Genomic DNA, 20,000 nt, shown 5'->3' on the forward strand with positions numbered 1-20,000 from the left:
ATGGCACTTTTACGCACTATCACCGAAGTGAAACAATGGCTGCGGGTCGATTTTTCAGACCGGGAAGAAATAGCAATACCGAATGTAATGAAAGCGGAGAAGCGTTATATAGCACCGGTATTAGGGAAGGAGTTGTACGAGCTGCTGACAGGTGAGTACAACAGTGATAGTTTAACGGCTGCTAATAAAGCGCTGCTGGATTATGTACAGGCAGCCCTTACCCCGCTTGCTTACCTGCTGGAACTGCCACTGATAAACACCCGGATAACCGATACCGGGCTACGTAAACAGGGATCACCTGAAAGCCCTGTCTTTAAATGGGATTATCAGGAGGTTAAGCAGACGTTGGAAGATAACGGCATGGAGGGCATAGATAGCCTGCTGGAGTTCCTTGAAACACGGGCGGATGATTACCCCCTGTGGAAAAACAGTGCGGCCTATGAATCATATACCCGGTATTTTATAAAAACCGGTAAAGAGTTCAGCGAGTATTACCGGTTACACCATCCCCGTGCGATTTTCATGTACCTATTGCCCGTTATTTCCACGGTGGAGGATCTTTATATATGCAGCACTATCGGGGCGATTTTTGCGGCTTATTTAAAGGAAAAGACGGTGCTGTCTGAATTGGAGAAAGAAGCGTTGCGGCTTATCAAAACAGCCATCTGTCATTTTGCGGTATTCCAGGCATGTTCCAGGATGGGTGTAAGTTTCACTAACATGGGCTTTACGGTATTGTTATCAGATCCGGAAAAATACCAGGGTAACCAGCAAACTGCAGAAATAAAGCGACTGGAAATGATGCGGGCACATGTGGAGCTTATCGGTCAAAAATACCTAAGTGATTTACAGGCATTGCTTAATAAAAACGCCTCCACGGTAGTATTCCCTCTGTATTATAACAGCAGTTACTATGTAGATCCCAATAAGATAGAAATACCGGACAACGAAACCTATAACAGCTTTTTTTCTTTTTAATCATATGGTAACAGTTATTTACAAAGAGCGCAGCTATGATGTAGCCGAATCCTGGGATGAGCTTACCGGCAAACAGTTTTTGGATATCATTGCCATTTTACTTGTTAGCCAGCCGCGGGAGCTTTCAGATTTAAAAATTCTACAGGTACTCTTACAGGTATCTGCCCGCTTTATCTGTAAAATTCCAGCGGATCAGCTCACCGGTATCATGCACCTGGTAGGTGGATTTCAGGAAGATATGGCGCTTACCCGCCAGCTTGTTCCGTTCATCAAGGTGGGAAAGAAGCTCTACGGCCCCGCGGCGGGATTTGAGAATATGACAGCTGCGGAGTTTCACTTTGCAGATATGCACTACCAGGAGTGGAAAGATGCAGGAGCAGATCAGGCGCTGTTTATGTTTCTGGCAGTGCTGTACAGGCCCGTTAAGAAAAGGTATGACATTGGGAAAGATCCGGATGGTGACCGCAGGGAAAAATTTAACGCCAACACCACGGCATTTTATTCCCGGTATACCAGCAGGCTTCCCCGTAGCACTATGCTGGCAATTATTTTTCAGTATGAATCATGGCGCAAACAGCTGGAGAAAGACTACAAGAATGTATTTAACCACCATGCCGATCATGTTTCCAATATTAATGCAGGATGGTTTGGCGTTTTCCGCGGCGTTGCTGGCGATGGTAAGTATGGTGAAATGGAGAAGGTAGAACAGATCCCTATACATACCCTGCTGCTGGAATTAGAATTTTTGCTGGAGGAAGCGGCCGCATTGAAAGCCCAACAGGAGAATATTTTCAAAAAGTAAATTTCAGTCTTATGGTGAAAGCATGGAGAGAGTATAACCAGCGACTGGCAGAGAGTCATTACCTGGTATTGCATAATGGGTTAAGCCAGCAACAGACAGGGTTGCGGCGAAAATCTTTTTTCCGGGATAATAACCAGGAGGAAGCAGAGGGCGCGCAGCAGCATAATTTACACGGCCCCTGTGTCGTGCTGTCGGGTCTGCGTGGTAAGCTGATCGGGCATGACCCCGCCCTTCGGAAAAGCATAAGAACAGCGGTGTATTTTCTTTCCAGCGTACGGGAAACCTATGCCGATCTGGAGGATGCACTGGAATTAACAGGCGGCGTGATGATGGATTTTTTATCCAAATATCAGGAGGACTTTTTCACCACTGGCTCATGCGGCCCTTTTAAAGACTTCGATATAGGCAAAGCGGTGTGGGATCAGGCAGGGCCGATGTTAAATAATTTTCACGGCTGGAAAGTAGAGCTGGAATTTGTGGTAAGCGCCGCTGATTTAAATTATAACCCTGTAAAATGGAAATAAAATGCTTTTGGTAACAAGTCGTCCCGGCGAAATTTGTTTTTCGCGAGATCCGATCATATATACTTTTCATACCGACCAGCCGCTAACCACGGAAGGCTTAATGATCGAAGTAGCCATTTATTTTTGTCCTGGTGCGGGATCTGATTTTACAAGAGTCTACACGCAGCCTCTTTATCCTGCTGCTGACGGGAACATGTCATTATATGCAGGGGATATAATCAATAGCCTGCTTACGTACTCGCTTCCATCCCTTACGGTGGAGGCGATTACTGATATGGATGGCCAGGCAGGCCGTTTTTATGTGGACTACCGGGAAATTACCACCTCGGCACCTGCTCCGGCATGGACAAGTGATAACGCGAGTATCCGCAATGTTATAAAGGGTGGAACAGCGTACGAACGCTGGCAAGGAGGGAATTTTTTCTCTGGCTATATGACTACCTCAAAACCATTTCTAACCTGGCAGGCGTCCGGCAGGCTGTGTGGTGCAAGTGAGCGGATGTACCTGTATTATCTGCACATGACAGCGGCCATCAGTGGTATCAGCGTAAAGGTGCGCGTGGTATATACCGATGCAACAGAAACAATTTCACAGCCGTTAGTTTTTCCAGCGGGGATAAAGTACCACGTTTACCAGATCCCTGTAGGAGTAGAGCAACTTTCGTTATCTGCACCTGCGGGGAAAACGATCTATTATTACGAAGTATCTGTTGTGGCTGGAAGTACTGTACTGGCCGCGCCATTTCGATATGAAATAGATAATCGCCCTGCATATAGGCCAATTCAGCTTAACTATATCAACAGCCTGGGCGGGATGGATAGCATCCGCCTGCTGGGCGTAAGCGAACCGGTGATAGCACGGGAAGCAGTGATAGCAGAAAGGGTGCAGGCTGGCATTAACAATAGCGAGGTGAAAGCCCGTTTGCTTAACAGCAGTATCAGCCTTACATGCACCTGGGCGGGCAATAGCGGTTTTGTAAGCAAAAGTGAGTATGACGGATATCTGGATATTTTTTCTTCCCGCGGCATCTACCGGGTGCTATCAGGCAGGTGGTTACCGCTGGTTTTAACATCTGGCAAGATCGCTTTACCGAAATCGACCGATGATTTATTCTCACTGCCTGTAGAGTTTCAGACAGCATTTACAAATATCAGCTGGACGCCAGAGGGCCAAACTTTTTAGTATGATCGGAATTTCAATTAATGGCCGTTTTCTGGACATCCCACCGGGAGCCACTACGAGCACGGAACGGAATACACCACTCCTTTTAGGTGATCAGGTTCTCGGTGAACTGATGCTACCGCTTACAATTCCCCCTACCGAGAATAACAGAATTGCCCTGGGATTTATCACAGAGCCAGGAAAGGAAAAATCGGCGACTGATGTAAAGATGGACGCGCTGTATTATGAGCATGGCACCTTTATGTATCGCGGCACTTTAGTCGTTGAGAATATACAGGCCAATCTTATCAGCGCGGATAGTGGCACTATCAGTATTTATTTTCTTATGTCGATATCAGACTTTTATACGAGAGCGGCGAAAGTTAAATTATCTGACCTGAACCTGGGCGGCCTTAGACAGATAAGCGGTTTTGTTGATCATGTGAAGGCTACCTGGAGCGGTACACAGGCTAATTTTGATTATGTGTTTGCCCCGGTGTCAAACGATAATTTTTTACCTCCTAATCCTGATCAGGAGTTTCCTATATATGATCCACTATACAACTGCATGAACCCTATACAGGTCATAGATGGAGCATTGACGTTAAGTTTTTTTTCATGGTCCGAGCTGCGGCTGGTACCGTTTATGTATTTTAAATTCCTGCTGGTAAAATGCTTTAGTCATTTTGGCTTTACAATTTCAGGGGAAATACTGGATGATCCCGACTTTGACAAGATCATTTTACTTAACTATCAGTCTATTTATTGGGGTGTTTGGAACACCGATAACACACAGGCTGTGGTGTTTGATCCTGTACAATTCGACCTGAAAAACCATGTACCAAAAGACTATTCCGTAACACGTTTTTTAATAGCTGCAGCCAATTTTTTCGGATGGGCTTACCAGTTTGATGTTGTCCGGAAACATTGCACTCTGGTACCATTAGGTAAGCTGCTTACTCAGTCTTCCAGAAAGGATTTTACTGGCAAAAGCGGACCTGTTTTGAAATCGGAATTTCAGAAGCAGCAAAAGGTGTATGGTTTAAAATTGAATTTCGATGGCGCTGATACTACCATCAGTAAGCCGGATTTGTCAAAAATCGAACGCAGGCCAGATGTGGCCACCGTTGCTGATCTGGAACCCGCTTCCCTTTTTAATAACGGGAAAGCGGCGCTCGTTACTACTTTGAACTGGTGGTATATTTGCAAGTATAATGAAGATGATAAGGTTTACCGGTGGGAATTTTTGGGGGATAACATTTACGATTATGAGCCGACCGGCATTACTGAAAGCATAGAAACCGCTATTACACCGGTGAGCCAGCGATTAAAGGATTGGCGACGGATGCCTGACGGCTCATACATACAGGCGCTACTTCCCACTGTTAACCAAACCGGTAACTGGTATGGGAAAACCGGGGAATACAGCAGTTGGGAGATGCGAATACTTTTTTATCATGGAATGCAACCAGACGTAGCTGCATCAGATAAACTCTATCCTTTTGCCAGCAGCCATAACTATAATAGCAGAGGCCAGAAGGTAGGTAACTACAGTTTATCGCCTAATGCTCCGGATGGAGTTATCAGTAAGTTTTGGGATCGGTGGTTAAAGGCGTTAGGATCATTTGAGGCGGTCACCTTTGTACTCAATCTATCGCTGGTGGAGTATGTGAGCCTAAGTTGGACGGATATAATACTTATCCGCAGTGTTATTTACTTGCCGACACAGTTAAATACTGGTAGTCCTTTCCTTACTTACAGCGGAGATGATGCAGGCACTGTAACAGTAAAAGCGCTCCGGGTAACAACAGAAAAGCCAGCAGTTTTACAATGTACGGCCGCAGTTGAGAATATCACTGTAAACTATGCTGGTGGTGGAATTGCAAACGTAAACTTTGTGGAGTCCACACCGGGCGCAAATAGCTGGCAGTATTCCATCGATGGAGCGGCGGCGGTAACCATTTATAGCCATCCGTTTATAATTGCAGCGCCAGCGGGCAGTCATACGATTGTCATAACACCCCTGTGTGGTATTTATCCGAATCCGACCGGCGCGGCACAGGCGGGTTACGTAATACCAGTAAAGAAGGTAACCATCACGTTAAGCGCAACGTTAACGGATGGCAACGCGCCGCACAACAAAATGGTACTTACAGCTGTCGCTGATCAGGCACCCGTAGATTTTCTGGAAGCGTGGAGCTTTGAATTTGGCCAGTGTACGGTTAATACCAGTATCGGAACAGAAACTTGTCGGGGCTTTGTACCATACCCAGGTGGATCTGCAACGATGTCCTTTACTGCTGGTACCACCAGTGTTACCCAGCAATCTTCGGACGATACACCTGGCTCCAGTTTTGGGTATATAACAACTATCCGGATATGGGGAGTATCATCACCGGTAGTACAGCTGGAATTTGTCAAAGCACCAGGTGAAACCTGGGCATTATCATACAACTAAGTCATATTATATAATATGATTATTTAAGCCCCGCATGTCGGGGCTTTTTCGTGTCCTGTCCTTTCCTACGGCTACGCATTGCGGGAAATTCGTAGCATGAATGAAGTGATACGCATTTGGCTTAACGGTTCTAAAAACTACCTGGCAGGGGTCACACTTTATGATAGGTACGGCAACAGCGATGATTTAAAGTCGTTTTTTTCATCCGGATGTACGCCGTATCGGGAAACCCGCCTGCTTAAAGAGCTTACCGACCTGGTTACACCACCTGAAAAAGAAGATCCGGTTGATACGGAAATGACCACCGCAGAAGCGCCTGTTGCTGTAGAGATTACGGATGCTGTTTTATCAAAGCTACATGAAGAAAAAGTGCTTTTGCATAAACAGAAAGACGCCCTACGGTATAATCTTTCCCGGTACACCAGTGACCGGGAAAGGGGCATTGCTGCGCATCGGATTTTGCAGTATCGGCGCGAAATATCAGCGGTGTGGGAGCGGGAGCAGTACTACAAGCAACACGGGCATTTGCCGGATGATGGCAGCAGCCATATAAACAGTGAGCATGATTTAAAGTACCACCGGGCGCGTACCAATGGTAATGCCAGGCGTTACAGAAGCCTACTTAATAAAGATCCAGGCAACGTTAAATACCAGCAGTTACTAGCGAAGTGGGAAGGTGAGTGGCAGCATACGAAACAATCAATCAAGGATCAGAAAAAAACAGAACATGAGTAAACGACACGGCGACCAAACGCTGGAAAAAATAAAATCATACCTGACCTCCCAGGAAGGTACCGTATACCTCAATGATAAAGAGGAAGATCTACTGAATAAGGTGATTATGGCTCATCACCTATTCCAATCACGGAAGTATGGTACGTTTCAGATGATACGTCTGTTGGCAAAGTGTTACAGCATTTCAGAAGCCAGCGCCCAGGTAATCATGCACGATGCGCAAATTGTTTTCGGGGCTATAAAGGTGTATGATCGCACCTACATGGCTTCCTTGCATCTGGATGAGATAATCGCCGACATGGTAAAGGCTAGGGAATCGGGCAATGACAGCATGTTAATGGAGCTTCACAAGCTAAAAAACAAAGCCATTGATCTACTGCCTTTGGAGAGTTCATCAAAGGATATTGCACCTGCAGTTATTAACTATAACATATTGGCTGGAAACATAAATAGGCCGCCTGTGGATGTTAAAGCTGCTCTGTTAAGGGGAAAACAATTATTACTGGAAATGAATCCCCCGGACTTTAAAATCCCTGAATTAGATGATAGAGAAGAACTTTGACCTGAACACGCCGCAGTCAAAAGTGGCTACCGTAAAAGCAAATAAAACAATTATAGTTTGGGGGCGTGGTACGGGCAAAACGACCGGTGTTCTCGGACCCATTTCGCGTGATTGGATTATTAAAATGCCACGGGCAAAAGGCGCTTTTATAGGAAAGGACTATGAACAAATCCTTGATCGAACACTGCCCGAGGTTGTTAGTGTATGGGAGCAGCTCGGATACTATCAAGAGGTGCATTGGCGGCACGGAAAACCTTTATCAGGATGGGATACGCCAATCATCCCCCCTATGAAATGGGATAACGTAATTAGCTGGTACAACGGGACAGCCATCCATCTGCTATCCCTTGCTGTAAAAGGAGCAGGGAATGGGTTGTCCCTTCAATGGCTGATGGGAGATGAAGCAAAATTTTGGAAGAAGGAACTACTAAACGAAATATTGAAAACCTTACGCGGCCTGGCTAAAGAGTTCGGCCATCTTCCGGAGTACTGTGGTTACCTGTTTGCTACTGACAAATGGATGGAAGATGTCGCAGACGTCCAGTGGATCCTGGATGAAAAACAGAAGATGAATCCGGAAGCAGTTAACCTGGTGCTGGATCTGCAACTGGAAATAAACAGAATCCGCTCGACATATGCTGAATTATCCGAGGCCGACCAGGAGAAAGCTGTCAGAGACATAAAGGATATTGAAAGAGTTATCAATCCAATAAGGAAAAAACTGTTTTTCTATTCCGAGGCCAGTGCAGAAGAAAACGTGGAGATTCTCGGGCCGGACTACATCCCTGCTCAGAAAGCTGAAATGGGCCAGGAGGAATTCGATGTAGCTATCCTCAATAAGGATCCAAAGAAGACAAAGAACTGTTTTTATCCCTCATTCATTGACGGGCATAAGTATGCGTCTACCAAAGATCTTGATGTATTTAAACCGCTTATAATTGCCGCTGATTATCAGGCCAGTATTTCTCCTATTGTAACGGCACAGATAGCACAGCTGCCTACTGAACAATACCCAACCCTTAACATGGCCCGCAGTACGTTTGTGCTACAGCCTTTAAGCCTGATTGATGCCTGTAAGTTATGGGCAGAACGACATAAGCATTTTAAGAATAAGGTTGTCTATTATGTTTATGATCATACAGCCATCGGGCGCAATGCGCTACAGAGGCCATTCTATACTGTTGTGAAAGAGGTACTGGAAAGCGAAGGATGGATAGTATTTGATATCTATATGGGAAAGGCTCCGGAACACGATATTAAGTATGAGAAGATTAAAGCAATGTACGAGGTACAGCCGTCAGCAGATAAGCTGGCAATACGGCATAACAGCCTCGTAGGTAACGATTGTATCGTAAGTATGGAGCGGGCCAAAGCCATCACAGAAAGAGGTAAAACAAAGAAGGATAAGAAGCATGAAGATGTTAGCCGATACCCTAAGTATCCCCAACAGTACGCTACACACTTCAGCGATTGCGCTGATATGATCCTGTGGGCTGTCATGGAGTTGAACTTAATCCCCCTGCATACTGGTACCGGTGAGTTCGCATCCGGATACCTGTAGTACCTACCTTATCATCGTTGTATGCGCCCCGACGGCTTTGAAAGGCTATCGGGGCGCTTCCGTATATAGCGCACCGTGGATCGTATTGTATAGCGCACCACGGTGCGCCCTGTCATTAGAGCTTGAAAAATGGCAATAACGTAGCATATCACCGTTAGGGAAGCCGCGGTACCGGGTCGGGGTTACCTGTTGTGTTTGGGATTTAGGCCGATTAATCTATTATAATAGAATATTATACATATTAATTACATACCATAAGTATTTAGGGTAATTTCAGAAGGGTCCAATACTTAAATCAGGATCGGCAATTATGGGTAAAAACATTTGTCCAAAATATTTGGACATAATTTGTCCAAATATTTTGGACAAATGAATATTTCATTTATATTTGTTTCAACAAAACAATATAGATGTGAACCTTTCAAATGCACAGTACAACGTCTTATTCGATCTTTCAAAAGGGTGGATATTAGTTAAAGGGAAAGTGATATTAGGCCGTCCGGAAGTATGTTATCTGAAAAACATTGTAAATGGCCGGGTGCAGATGATTTCAAACGCAACCTTTCGGTCACTTAAAAAAAAGGATTTGATAATTTATATAGGTGAAAATGATATCACGACAACCTATCGAATATCAGATGCAGGAAAGGAGAGCGTGAAAAAACATTATTAATCACCGTTCCGGGGCAATTCGGGCACATGAATTATATAACAACGTATATGCTAACAATCGAAATACTAAATAAGTTTCTATCAGATAGGCCAGCGATAAGCATATGGGAGCTGTCCAGTGAGGCCACCGGGTCGCCATACACTGTAGATAAGGCTGTGAAGCGGGGGAGCATTTCCAAAAATTTATCAATCAAAATATTACCAATTATTCAAAAATACGGTTATATGAGAATACTTAAAGTTGAAGTTGACCCCTACGATTATGTATATGAAAATGGGGATATAGTAGGTTTTAACGGGGTTTACAATGTTTACTGGAGCAATGGCGCGGTAACCACAGTTGGCCCCGGATATGCGCACAGAAATGACACCGCACAGCTTTTCGATGAGAATGGCAATGTGATCGCTTCTGAAGAAATAGTTTGGCCGGAAGGCACATTTACGAGAAATATTTTAGGATAATCCAGCCCAATCCCCATTATGAAAGCAACATTTAAAACCCTGTGGAAAATTCTTATCGCTACGTGGTTGACGGCCTGTAGTAACAACGTCAAGCAATCGGGAAATACAAAATCCAAACCTGTTTTTGATTCCGCATCGCGTGAAAAACAATGGGAGCGAGCCAACATTGAGAGTATGAAATTGGAAGCGAAATAATTGTATTCAACAAAACAAGAAGCCCAGGCAGTCCGCCTGGGCTTTTATTATTATGATAGTACCTTCCTTATCTGGTCTGTGTATCTTTGGTAGGTATAGGGATAAATGAACGCCGCTTCTATCGAGGGGTGGCCATTTCTTCAATCATCCAAATAAGAATTTGAATATCATCAGAGGTTAAGGCAGTGGGCTTTTGGGGAAGATATACCCACTCGCCAGCTCTTTTGACAAATTGGCCATACCAACGGGCATTTATGATTAAATGTACTAATCCCCCGGTACCACTTACCTCGCATATTTCCACCTTAAAGCGCCTTTCACCCACTACTGCATCGAAACATATCTCTCTCATTTGCCGAAAATAGTAAAATCACGGCGTAGCATCCGCCTCTTTTTCCTCTGCGAATGTATTAGCCATTCCTTTTATGCGATTATCCTTCCTGAGTTGTGATCGTACATCATAGACAGTGTCCAGCATTTTCGTTGTTGTGTGTGATGATGACTTTATTACGATCTCTTGTGCTTTTCTAATCTCCGTAGTTTCTGACAGCAGATCCATCATCTCAGTGAAATTGAGGTGACGCAAGCTGTATAAATCAGCTTCAACGCCAAGTTTATTCTTTACATGGCGCTTCCATCGCTTTGTAACCTGTGATGGCAGTATCGCGGCAGCTGAAGGGTGTAGACCTTTGCCGAAAAGATGGTCATCTATCTTTGCTTTATACATCAACTCCTTCCAAAGTGGTAATACTATATCCTTTATGGGTTTCCAAACTTCTTTGTATAGACCTCCTTTAAGCGTTGTTACTTTGAACCTTTGATTATTTAAATCAACATCGCTTTTTTTCACATTCATTAGCTCTTTACGTCGCGCCCCACTGTGGAAGAAGATTTGAACGAAGCGCCAAAATGTATAAAAGTGAAGGATTAGGAAGCGGTGTACTTTTATGCGTTCTTCGTCAGATAGTGTTGCCCTAATCTTTTTGATCTCTTTTTTCTTTGTTATCCCGTGTGTGGGATTGTGATCTGTCACCTCGTATTCATCAAGAATTTTAAAAAGGCTTCCCATATTACCCAAAAAATGATTGTAAAGGCTAGCCGTCCACACACCTGGTTTTTTATTACCTTTCTTATCTACCGTAATGGTATTCAGTTTCTCAATGCCGACGGCATCGAGTATTTTCTTAATGTGTTTCCTGCGGATCTCTTTAACAGGCATGTCACCATATCCTAGTTTAGTGGCCGCCAGCTTAAAATATTTGAGTTTTGACTTTAAATCGACTTTAAAATCAACCGACAAATCGCCGTGATCATATGCCCACTGTAATGCTATATTGAGAAGCGTATCCTCTGTAATATCCGTTGGATTTAATTCTGGAGAATCCGGTAGAAAGGAGTTATCGTACTTTTTAGTGATGGGATTATATAACATCTTGTCAACTAAATCACTTTCACCTGCGATAAGGTTCTCTGTTTCAGCACGTCTCTGTTCAAGATCATGAAATTTATTCATCCCCCGAAGACGCTGGAGTGGATTAGTTGATGGATCTTTTGGATCATACTTAACGTTGGGATCGTAATACCGGTAGTAAAGTAGCCAGGGCTCCTTAGTACTGGCGGTTGATTTGTTCCAATCTGAGGGGATGATTTTAAAAGGTGTACGGTAACAACCGTTAGGGAGAATAATGTACTTTCTCTTTGGCGTGTTTTTCTTTGCGGCCATTGTAATAACAATTTGTTCCTGAAACTGTTCCTGGATTCGTTCCTGAAACTGTTCCTGAATGATTAACAAATGTTATTGACAATTGAAAAGAAAAAAGCCTGAGATCCTTACTCTTGTTGAATCCCAGGCTTTGGGTGATTGAAGGGTTTCGAACCCTCGACCCTCAGAACCACAATCTGATGCTCTAACCAACTGAGCTACAACCACCGTGTTCAACGGGTTACCCCGTTTTTGGGAGTGCAAATATAAGTGAAACTTTTATCTGGCCAAGAATTTTTTAATACTTTTTGAAATTAAAAAAGGCTTCTTTTTACAGAAGCCTTTTTTGTTTTTTGGGTGATTGAAGGGTTTCGAACCCTCGACCCTCAGAACCACAATCTGATGCTCTAACCAACTGAGCTACAACCACCGTTTTATCTTTAATTTCGTGTATTATTTCGTTGTTGGGAGTGCAAAGATAAGCGAAACTATTTTTAAATTCCAAATACTTTGAATAAAAAAACTTCAAGGGATTACACATAGATCATATTCTGCAAATGAAACCCAATATTAAAATCGTTTTCATTTGTTAAAAAGAACCGTTCCTAACATTAACAAGCGCCTCTATTGGAACTTCCGGAAAAGGTGTATCTTTGCGCACTTTCCCATTCCATTCCCATTTTTATAAGTGATTAATAATCAGTAGGATGTTATTTTATGGCATCAAAGAAATCCCTGATTTCAGGCGATTTAATGCCCTTTAGTCCGGATAAGTTAACCAAGACAGGAAATATTTAACAAAATCCCTTTTTCTACTAACTGAAATAAAACAAGTATTTAATATTTAACTGTATATATATTATGGATCAGCTTAAACTGAAGTTGCAGGAGTACTATCAGCGTTACCAGCAAATGGACCAACGGGTGAAGCCTGGAAAGGAGGAGCCTGGTTTTGAGGACGTGCTGGACATGGAAAACGATATTCTTTCACAATTTGGATTGCCTACATCCCGGCGCTTTGTGCAGATACTGCATGATTTCGTGCATCATGGCCATGTGAGTGACCAGTTGCTGGATTATGTAAGTAAAAAATTACGCACGGCCGCACGTAAGTACCTATTGGCGCCTGTTATGTCCGACATTGACCTGCTTGAAAGCGCCCGCGAACAAAAACGCAGCGCTTACGATGTGTTGCCCGAGCTGGGATACCCGGCACAGGAATATGCTTTATTCCTCATTGGAGAGCTTTTTTACCGCCGCAATATGGCCGCCGGGGATATCCTCGATGAATTGAAGAAAATGCAGCATTTTGACAGCTGGAACGACCTGATGCTGCTCAGTAAAATACATAACCATACCACCCACGAACTGTACACTAAACTGAAGAAACATGAGCTGCGCTTTATTGACGAGTTCATTCAGTTTACCCGCCGCCAGGAACCATCCAGGTTGGTGAATAAACGTGCTACACCACTGGAAGATGGTTATACACCCAACTATAAAACCATTACCAAAGTACAGGTGGAAGATATCATCTTTGATGAACAAACCACTCCCAGCCTGTTTGGTAAAATAAAGAGCGGCAGGGGATATGCCCGCATCACTATCAGCCTGGAATTTTCAGAACTGAACCAGATCCTGATGAGCAGCGATGAACTGGGGGTTGAAATCAGCAATCATATTAAAAAACGCCTGGCTAATCCATCTGCGGAGAAACCAACGGTAATAGATATACGCGCTGAATTCGGCGATGTATTGAAACTGGATAACTGCTACCTGGAAGTATATAAACCCCAGCACAGGGAAGGAAATAAATGGGTGGAAGATAAAGACCATTTCTACTTTGTAGATAAAATTCTTACAAAAAAAGAATTTGAAAAAAGAACCAAAGAAGCAGAAGTAAAACGTAAAATACAGGAATGCCTGGAACTGATCGGCGGCTCTTATGTATATTACCAACGCCTCCGCCGTTTAGGTATCACGGACGAGGAAGCCAAACTGCGCGCAGGTTTGCAGGATGAGCTGTTGTTTAAGCTATCGTACTTCCTTAATAAGGTAAAGGAATAACGCGCGCGAAGGTTGTCTTTCCCAGGATTACGCTGATTATACTGATTTAGGGATTTGACCATTTTGGATTTTGAATGATTTGGGGAGATTTAAGCGGATATTTTTGCTTATATCTCCCCTGATCTTTTTTAATCCTTTATAAAATCCAAAAGGTAAAATCCCTAAATCAGTATAATCAGCGTAATCCTGGGAAAGACAAAACCCGCGAAAGACAATTTCCGCGGAATTATTTATGTTTACGTAAAAAGAAATGGAAGAATTAACTCTCGGTGTTGGCTCCCGGGTACAGCACGCACATTTTGGCCAGGGTGTTATTGTGGCTGTTAAATATGCCCAGTACCGCGTTACGTTTATGGATCATGGTATTAAGATGATCGATAAAACAGACCCATTGTTTGAAGTACTGGTGGCAGAAAATGTAACCCCGGAAGTGGAAACTGCTTCAGATGTGGAAACGTCGCTGCTGAAGATCCTGCGCCTCTGGGGAGGTATTTCGGAAGTAGTGCCGCTGGGCGACCGCTGGAAAGGTGGTACCCTTATTCTTCAACCCGGTGATACCACGCTGAAAGCAAAAGAGCTGCCCATCGATACCTTCTTCCATAAAATAGTGATGCTGCGCGACCGCCTCCGCGTACTGGAGCAAAACATCAACAGCCATAAAGTACTCACCGATGAAGAAAAGGTGAATATGCAGCAATACATTACCCGCATCTATGGGTCGCTCACTACTTTCAATGTATTATTCAGGGATAAGGAACACTGGTTTACCGGCGAGAAAAGCGGTAATGATTAATGGGCGTCTATATGATAGATCTGTTCCAGTTCCCACCGGTAGGTCCCCGGAAAATGATGAATGAAGATATTTTTTCCGTCGAACGGAAACTTTTCATCATAACCGTTCACGGGATGTAAGATCACCGGCGTACCTGCCGGCGTATAATTGTGACTGGCCACAAAATCCGGTTGCTGATACTCCGGCAGTATTTTTTTTACCCGCTTGTAGGCGAAGTTGCCCAATACCCGCTGCATGCGTCTGGAAGCCCTTTTGGAAGGACGGTTCAGCCGGCCGTACATATAATTCAACGCACCCCGTACCGGCCATTTCTGCTTCTTTAATGCGCCTTTGATATCAGTAAACGGATTCACGGTATTAAAGTCGCGTGTTGTTTGCAAAGAGAAGGGTGTTTCCGGTACCCAGTCGCGCACATTCACTACACGCAGTCCCCAGCCATCGCGGCAAATAAAATCGAAGTCGTACGCATAATAGAGGTTGCCCGGCTTGGGCGCTGCACTGGCGTATGTTTTAAAAGTAATGTCCTTCGGCAAACCGGGCGTATATTGAAAATAGGAACGCATTAAAAAAGAAATGGCGCCTCCCTGGCTATGCCCGAAAATGATAAATTCGTGTATGCCTTGCTGATAGTACTCATTGATCTTTTGTATCATTTCCGGTCCCATAGCCGCCACCGCCAGCATCCACCCGGCATGCACACAGGCCCTGGGGTCTTCTGCCACTTTGTAGGGTACGGTGGTGCTGTCATTTAATTTCACGACGCCCTGTGCAGGTATCATGCCGGCGTAGAAATTTTCCAGCCACGAAGCGGCTGTGCCATTGGTGCCACGGATCGAGATGATGCCTACATTGTCTTTTCTTTTCCAGAGATCCCAGCGGTTTACCAATCCTGATTCCGGAGAACGGTATACCAGCTCACAATCAACGGGCGCGCTACTTTTTACTTTGGTCCACAGGGTGTCCCTGGAGCGTTCCGCCAGCTTCAGCAACTCACCGTATTCAACGGCATTGAAATTGGGTGACAGGTGCTGCGCAAAACAATTACTTCTTACGGAAAATAAAATTAGAAAAGAGAGCAGAGAAATACGAAACTCCATAGAAAATAGCAAATTATAAATGACCAATTACAAATGAATAGTAACAAAAGCGCTGCACTTTAAGATAAAATAAAACAATTGAGATGCTTTCATTGTTCTAAATCCGTTTAACTTTCAGGCCTAAATTACTTTAAATATGGCAAAGAGAATTGAGCATGATTTCCTGGGAGAAAAAGAAATACCGCAGGATGTATACTATGGTATTCAAACCCTTCGTGCAATAGAAAACTTTCATATTACCGGTATTCCCCTCAAAGTGGAACCCATGTTTGTGCAGGCCCTGGGCTATGTGAAGAAAGGCGCTGCTATGGCCAACCGCGACCTCGGCGTACTCGATAAAAATATTGCAGAATACATCATCAAAGCATCCGACCGCGTAATTGCAGGTGAATTTAATGACCAGTTCCTCAGCGATCTGATACAGGGTGGTGCAGGTACTTCTGTAAACATGAATGCCAACGAAGTAATTGCCAACGTGGCGCTTGAAATGATGGGTAAAGAAAAGGGGCAGTATGAATTCTGTCATCCCAATAATCATGTGAACTGCTCACAATCCACCAACGACGCATATCCTACCGCTTTCCGCATTGCGCTGATCAATAAACTCACCGGCTACAAATTAACCCTGGGTGAACTGGGTGAAGCTTTCCAGGCGAAAGGAGAGGAGTTTAAAAACGTACTGAAAATGGGCCGTACCCAGTTGCAGGACGCCGTGCCCATGAGTATGGGCGATGAGTTCAAAGCTTTCGCTACCAACATCAATGAAGAATTATCCAGGGTGGAAGACAGCAAACGTCTCATCTCTGAAATCAATATGGGGGCTACTGCCATTGGTACAGGAGTAAATGCCCCCAAAGGATATTCAGACCTGGTAACCAAACACCTGGCGGCTATTACCGGCCTGGATCTTGTGCTGGCGGCAGATCTTATTGAAGCCACTGTAGATACCGGCGCATATGTACAATTGTCTGGTGTGCTGAAACGTACGGCGGTAAAGATCTCTAAAATATGTAACGACCTGAGGCTGCTTTCCTCCGGACCACGGACAGGGCTGAACGAAATTAACCTCCCGCCCATGCAGCCGGGATCATCCATCATGCCGGGAAAAGTAAACCCCGTGATCCCGGAAGTAGTGAACCAAACGGCTTTCTATGTGATTGGCGCCGACCTGATGGTAACAATGGCAGCAGAAGCCGGTCAGCTGCAACTGAATGTAATGGAGCCTACCATTGCGTTTGCGCTGTTCACTGCCATCACCTATATGAATAATGCATGCAGGGCGCTGAAAGACAAATGCGTGGCAGGCATCACCGCCAATGCCGACCGTACAAGGGAGATGGTGATGCAAAGCATCGGTATTGTAACGCAACTCAACCCGATCATCGGATACGAAAAATGTTCTGCTATCGCAAGAGAAGCTTTGGAAACGGGTAAGTCGGTACACGACCTCGCTGTAAAAGAAAAGAAATGGGTGACCCAGGAAAAGTGGGATGAAATTTTCACTTTCGACAACCTTATCAGACCCCAGTTTATACAATAAAACGCGGAATTTGTCTTGGCTCAGGATTACGCTGATTATACTGATTTTTCAGATTTGATCACTTTTGATTTTAAATGATTAGGGGAGATATAAGCGGATATATTCGCTTGTATCTCCCCTAATCATTTAAAATCATTTATAAAATCCAAAAAGCAAAAATCAAGGTAATCAGTATAATCAGCGTAATCCTGAGCCAAGACAAATTCCGCATTAGAACTCCTGTTCCAGCCGGCCTACACTGCCATCTTCACCTATACCTTCCACGACTAAACGAAAACGTTTGGTGAAATCATTATTGTAGAATTCCACCCTGGCGGTGTGCGTCAGTGTGTCTATGGCTACGTTGGGATTCCAGTAAAGCGTAAGGCGTTTATCAGGTAATGCGTGTACTTCTTTTTTCACGGAGTAGTCCGGCGAATAGAATTGTTTCACGATCTGGTAACCCGCTTTTTTATACAATTTAAAGCCCCTGATACTTGGATCATTTTTAGGTGAATTATCGCCGCCTTTTTTGGTGTATACCGCAATAGCGCCATTGGCGCCGCCGAAGCCACCCATAAACGGAGGACGGAATACTTTGATGAGCGCAATATCCTGGATGGAGAGGGTGCTCAGCATACTTACATCCGACTGCATTTCATTGAGGTATAATCCCGGTGCGCCACCGCGCCAGGAAAGCGTTGGATTGTTATAATCGCCTGTAATCTGCAGCCCTGCTACTTTGGATTGCAGGTACTGGAATACGTTGAGTGCAATGGGCGTTTCTTTTGTTAAATCGAAGGAGTAGCCATCACCGCCGGAGAACATACCGGAAGCATAACGTTTTTCCGTGGTTTCTTCCGGCTTCACTTTTTTCGCATTTACGTTTACTTCCTGCAGGTACACCGTTTTATTATTGATGGAGCGGTTTACCTTATTGCCTTCCGCCGCATTGGCGAGGAATTGTTTCAGCGCGTTATTATCTACCGCAGGCGGTATGCGCAGCGGGTAAGGAATTTTAATTTGTGTAGGACGTTCAAAGAAGTGATTATCGAATTTCACGTTTACATCCACGCCTTTTTTCACGAGGTCGTTGCCCTGGTAGTAGATGTAAGCGGTATCCGGGAATACCATGTTGGCCATCTCAAACTGCCCTTTGTCGTTGATGGGAGTAGAGGCAAACATGGAGGAGCTGTCTATCGGGAGACGGATGATCATATCCAGTTTACCGGTAGGCATCGGGCGTCCATTGAGCATGGTGGCTATTCCCTTCATCAGTAATCCCTGTTCGTATGGGAACCTGACTTCGGGGAATTCGTTATTGATGATTTTTTCCCAGCTGAAACGTCTCCAACCGTTGGTCATCATCACCAGGTCCAGACCTTTCAGCGTGGAGTCGGCGTCATTACGGAAATACCACGATGGATTGTAGATATAACCTTTGATATCGGAGGTGAGCAGGAAAGTAGAGATGATGTTATTGGAATTTTTATCTACCGGTACCGCGTCTGCATCCGTAATGGCTACAGAGATATTTGTTTGCATGGTATCGGGTAATCTCAGTTCAAAGGCATTTTTTGTTCTGGGTTCCTTGTGAGTGTCTGCATCCAGTACATCTATCTGCATCAGGTCATTTTTGCGGACGAAGGCAAGGCGTTCTGCCAGCGGCATGCCTGATTTAGCAAAAAGAGTGATCTGGATGATACCTGATGGAAGATGATCAGCGGGGATAAATCCGCTGATGCGGCCTTCCCCGATATCCAGGTTGGCTTTGTACACCAGCTGGCTACCCATCTGGGCAATGATCACGAGATCGTTTACGGAGGTATCGGCTACGTTGCCGGGTACGGCCTGGTAAAAGATCCGGCTGCCTTTATTGAATACTTTCAGGGAGGCGCCGGCAGCCACCGCTGCGGGGAGGGCCACCGTTTTGGTTTGTCCTTTATTGTTTTTTACAGTTGCCTGGAAGATGTCCTGTGCATTGGCGGGAGTGATCTCGAAAGATCCCATACCATCGTGCAGGGTTTTGATCACTGCGCTGCTGGCGCCTTTGGCGTCTTTTACGGCGCCGGACACTTCTACCGGGTAACCATTGTTATCGATAGCTTTAAAGGCTACTACATTAGGCTGACCCACGATCAGGTTGCCGCCTTCGGGGAAAAACTGTACGGCAAAATCGGGCGTGGTGGCGCTATCGGCTTCCGGTTGTGTTTTTTTGGATGGATCAAAGATTTCTATGGTCCGGGTATAACTGAATGCGGGATCAAAGTTGAGCATCCAGGCGGTATAAGCCCTTAGCTGGTATACGCCTGCTTTTTGCGTTTCCGGCAGATCGAAGTTACCGGGGGCGCCGGCGTTGCCAACAGCAAACAGTTTCTTCTGCACAATGTTATTGTTTTTATCCAGCAGCTCCACGTACAGGTTGGTGGCGGTGGTGGCAGGCATGCCCTGCAGGGTGAGATAGGCTTTGAACCAGATGGTTTCACCGGCTGCATAGTAGTCCTTATCAAGATGCAGATATACTTTTTCGGCCGGGTAACGGTTGCCGAAGGTTTGTAGTGCCTTTATAATGCGGTCGGACCAGTCAGTAGGACGCGTTTGTACAGCCAATGCACTCATTACGCCGCTTAACATAACGGCTGGTATTATCCATTTCAGATGTTGTCGCTTTTTCTTCAGGTTCGATTGCATGCAATATAGTTTGAGCGGGT

Annotated in this window: 16 protein-coding genes and 2 tRNA genes; 13 read left to right on the plus strand and 5 right to left on the minus strand. The window is 44.7% G+C overall.

Annotation, left to right across the window (positions count from 1 at the left end; all coding sequences use genetic code 11):
* From ACMXI2_RS05725 to ACMXI2_RS05770, 10 genes are all read left to right on the plus strand, one after another.
* Complete coding sequence (locus ACMXI2_RS05725; protein WP_483780739.1) at nt 1-978, plus strand: DUF6712 family protein; 978 nt, start codon at nt 1-3, stop codon at nt 976-978.
* Nucleotides 979-982: 4 nt separating this feature from the next.
* Nucleotides 983-1,780 (plus strand): hypothetical protein, encoded by a 798-nt coding sequence (locus ACMXI2_RS05730; RefSeq protein ID WP_483780740.1) that lies wholly within the window; start codon nt 983-985, stop codon nt 1,778-1,780.
* Nucleotides 1,781-1,791: 11 nt separating this feature from the next.
* Complete coding sequence (locus ACMXI2_RS05735; protein ID WP_483780741.1) at nt 1,792-2,304, plus strand: hypothetical protein; 513 nt, start codon at nt 1,792-1,794, stop codon at nt 2,302-2,304.
* A gap of 1 nt (nt 2,305) precedes the next feature.
* Nucleotides 2,306-3,487, plus strand: coding sequence for a hypothetical protein (locus ACMXI2_RS05740; protein ID WP_483780742.1), 1,182 nt, complete (start codon nt 2,306-2,308; stop codon nt 3,485-3,487).
* Nucleotide 3,488: 1 nt separating this feature from the next.
* Entirely contained in the window at nt 3,489-5,924 is a 2,436-nt protein-coding gene (locus tag ACMXI2_RS05745; RefSeq protein WP_483780743.1) for a hypothetical protein, read from the plus strand.
* Nucleotides 5,925-6,020: 96 nt separating this feature from the next.
* A complete protein-coding gene (locus ACMXI2_RS05750; protein WP_483780744.1) occupies nt 6,021-6,659 on the plus strand; it encodes a hypothetical protein in 639 nt (212 codons plus the stop codon).
* Nucleotides 6,652-7,221, plus strand: coding sequence for a hypothetical protein (locus ACMXI2_RS05755; RefSeq protein WP_483780745.1), 570 nt, complete (start codon nt 6,652-6,654; stop codon nt 7,219-7,221). Before ACMXI2_RS05750 ends, ACMXI2_RS05755 begins: the two co-directional genes overlap by 8 nt.
* On the plus strand, nt 7,202-8,782 hold the full coding sequence (locus ACMXI2_RS05760) for a hypothetical protein (protein ID WP_483780746.1): 1,581 nt from the start codon (nt 7,202-7,204) through the stop codon (nt 8,780-8,782). Before ACMXI2_RS05755 ends, ACMXI2_RS05760 begins: the two co-directional genes overlap by 20 nt.
* Nucleotides 8,783-9,502: 720 nt before the next feature.
* Complete coding sequence (locus ACMXI2_RS05765) at nt 9,503-9,916, plus strand: hypothetical protein (RefSeq protein WP_483780747.1); 414 nt, start codon at nt 9,503-9,505, stop codon at nt 9,914-9,916.
* 18 nt (nt 9,917-9,934) lie between these two features.
* Nucleotides 9,935-10,111: a hypothetical protein gene (locus ACMXI2_RS05770; protein WP_483780748.1), complete on the plus strand. Its 177-nt coding sequence runs from the start codon at nt 9,935-9,937 to the stop codon at nt 10,109-10,111.
* 370 nt (nt 10,112-10,481) lie between these two features.
* Here ACMXI2_RS05770 and ACMXI2_RS05775 read toward each other — a convergent pair whose 3' ends face one another.
* The 3 genes from ACMXI2_RS05775 to ACMXI2_RS05785 form a co-directional block, all read right to left on the minus strand.
* Complete coding sequence (locus ACMXI2_RS05775) at nt 10,482-11,834, minus strand: tyrosine-type recombinase/integrase (RefSeq protein WP_483780749.1); 1,353 nt, start codon at nt 11,832-11,834, stop codon at nt 10,482-10,484.
* 133 nt (nt 11,835-11,967) lie between these two features.
* Nucleotides 11,968-12,041 (minus strand) — tRNA-His (locus ACMXI2_RS05780).
* A gap of 128 nt (nt 12,042-12,169) precedes the next feature.
* Nucleotides 12,170-12,243, minus strand: a tRNA-His gene (locus tag ACMXI2_RS05785).
* Between the two features lie 431 nt (nt 12,244-12,674).
* Between ACMXI2_RS05785 and ACMXI2_RS05790 the strand changes: the two genes are divergently transcribed.
* Together ACMXI2_RS05790 and ACMXI2_RS05795 are read left to right on the plus strand one after the other, a co-directional pair.
* Nucleotides 12,675-13,880 carry a hypothetical protein gene (locus ACMXI2_RS05790; RefSeq protein WP_483780750.1) on the plus strand — a complete coding sequence of 402 codons (1,206 nt, stop codon included), beginning with the start codon at nt 12,675-12,677 and terminating at the stop codon, nt 13,878-13,880.
* Between the two features lie 250 nt (nt 13,881-14,130).
* The gene (locus ACMXI2_RS05795) at nt 14,131-14,673 is read left to right on the plus strand and encodes a hypothetical protein (protein ID WP_483780751.1); all 543 of its coding nucleotides are present in this window, start codon (nt 14,131-14,133) and stop codon (nt 14,671-14,673) included.
* On the opposite strand, the gene ACMXI2_RS05800 is transcribed toward ACMXI2_RS05795, so the two are convergent.
* Complete coding sequence (locus ACMXI2_RS05800) at nt 14,670-15,770, minus strand: lipase family protein (protein ID WP_483780752.1); 1,101 nt, start codon at nt 15,768-15,770, stop codon at nt 14,670-14,672. The genes ACMXI2_RS05795 and ACMXI2_RS05800 overlap by 4 nt on opposite strands.
* A gap of 136 nt (nt 15,771-15,906) precedes the next feature.
* On the opposite strand from ACMXI2_RS05800, the gene aspA reads away from it, so the two are divergent.
* Complete coding sequence (gene aspA, locus ACMXI2_RS05805; RefSeq protein ID WP_483780753.1) at nt 15,907-17,310, plus strand: aspartate ammonia-lyase; 1,404 nt, start codon at nt 15,907-15,909, stop codon at nt 17,308-17,310.
* 210 nt (nt 17,311-17,520) lie between these two features.
* On the opposite strand, the gene ACMXI2_RS05810 is transcribed toward aspA, so the two are convergent.
* Nucleotides 17,521-19,980, minus strand: coding sequence for an MG2 domain-containing protein (locus tag ACMXI2_RS05810; protein ID WP_483780754.1), 2,460 nt, complete (start codon nt 19,978-19,980; stop codon nt 17,521-17,523).
* Nucleotides 19,981-20,000: the final 20 nt, after the last annotated feature.

It is taken from the genome of Chitinophaga sp. G7 BAM 1005, assembly GCF_057126945.1.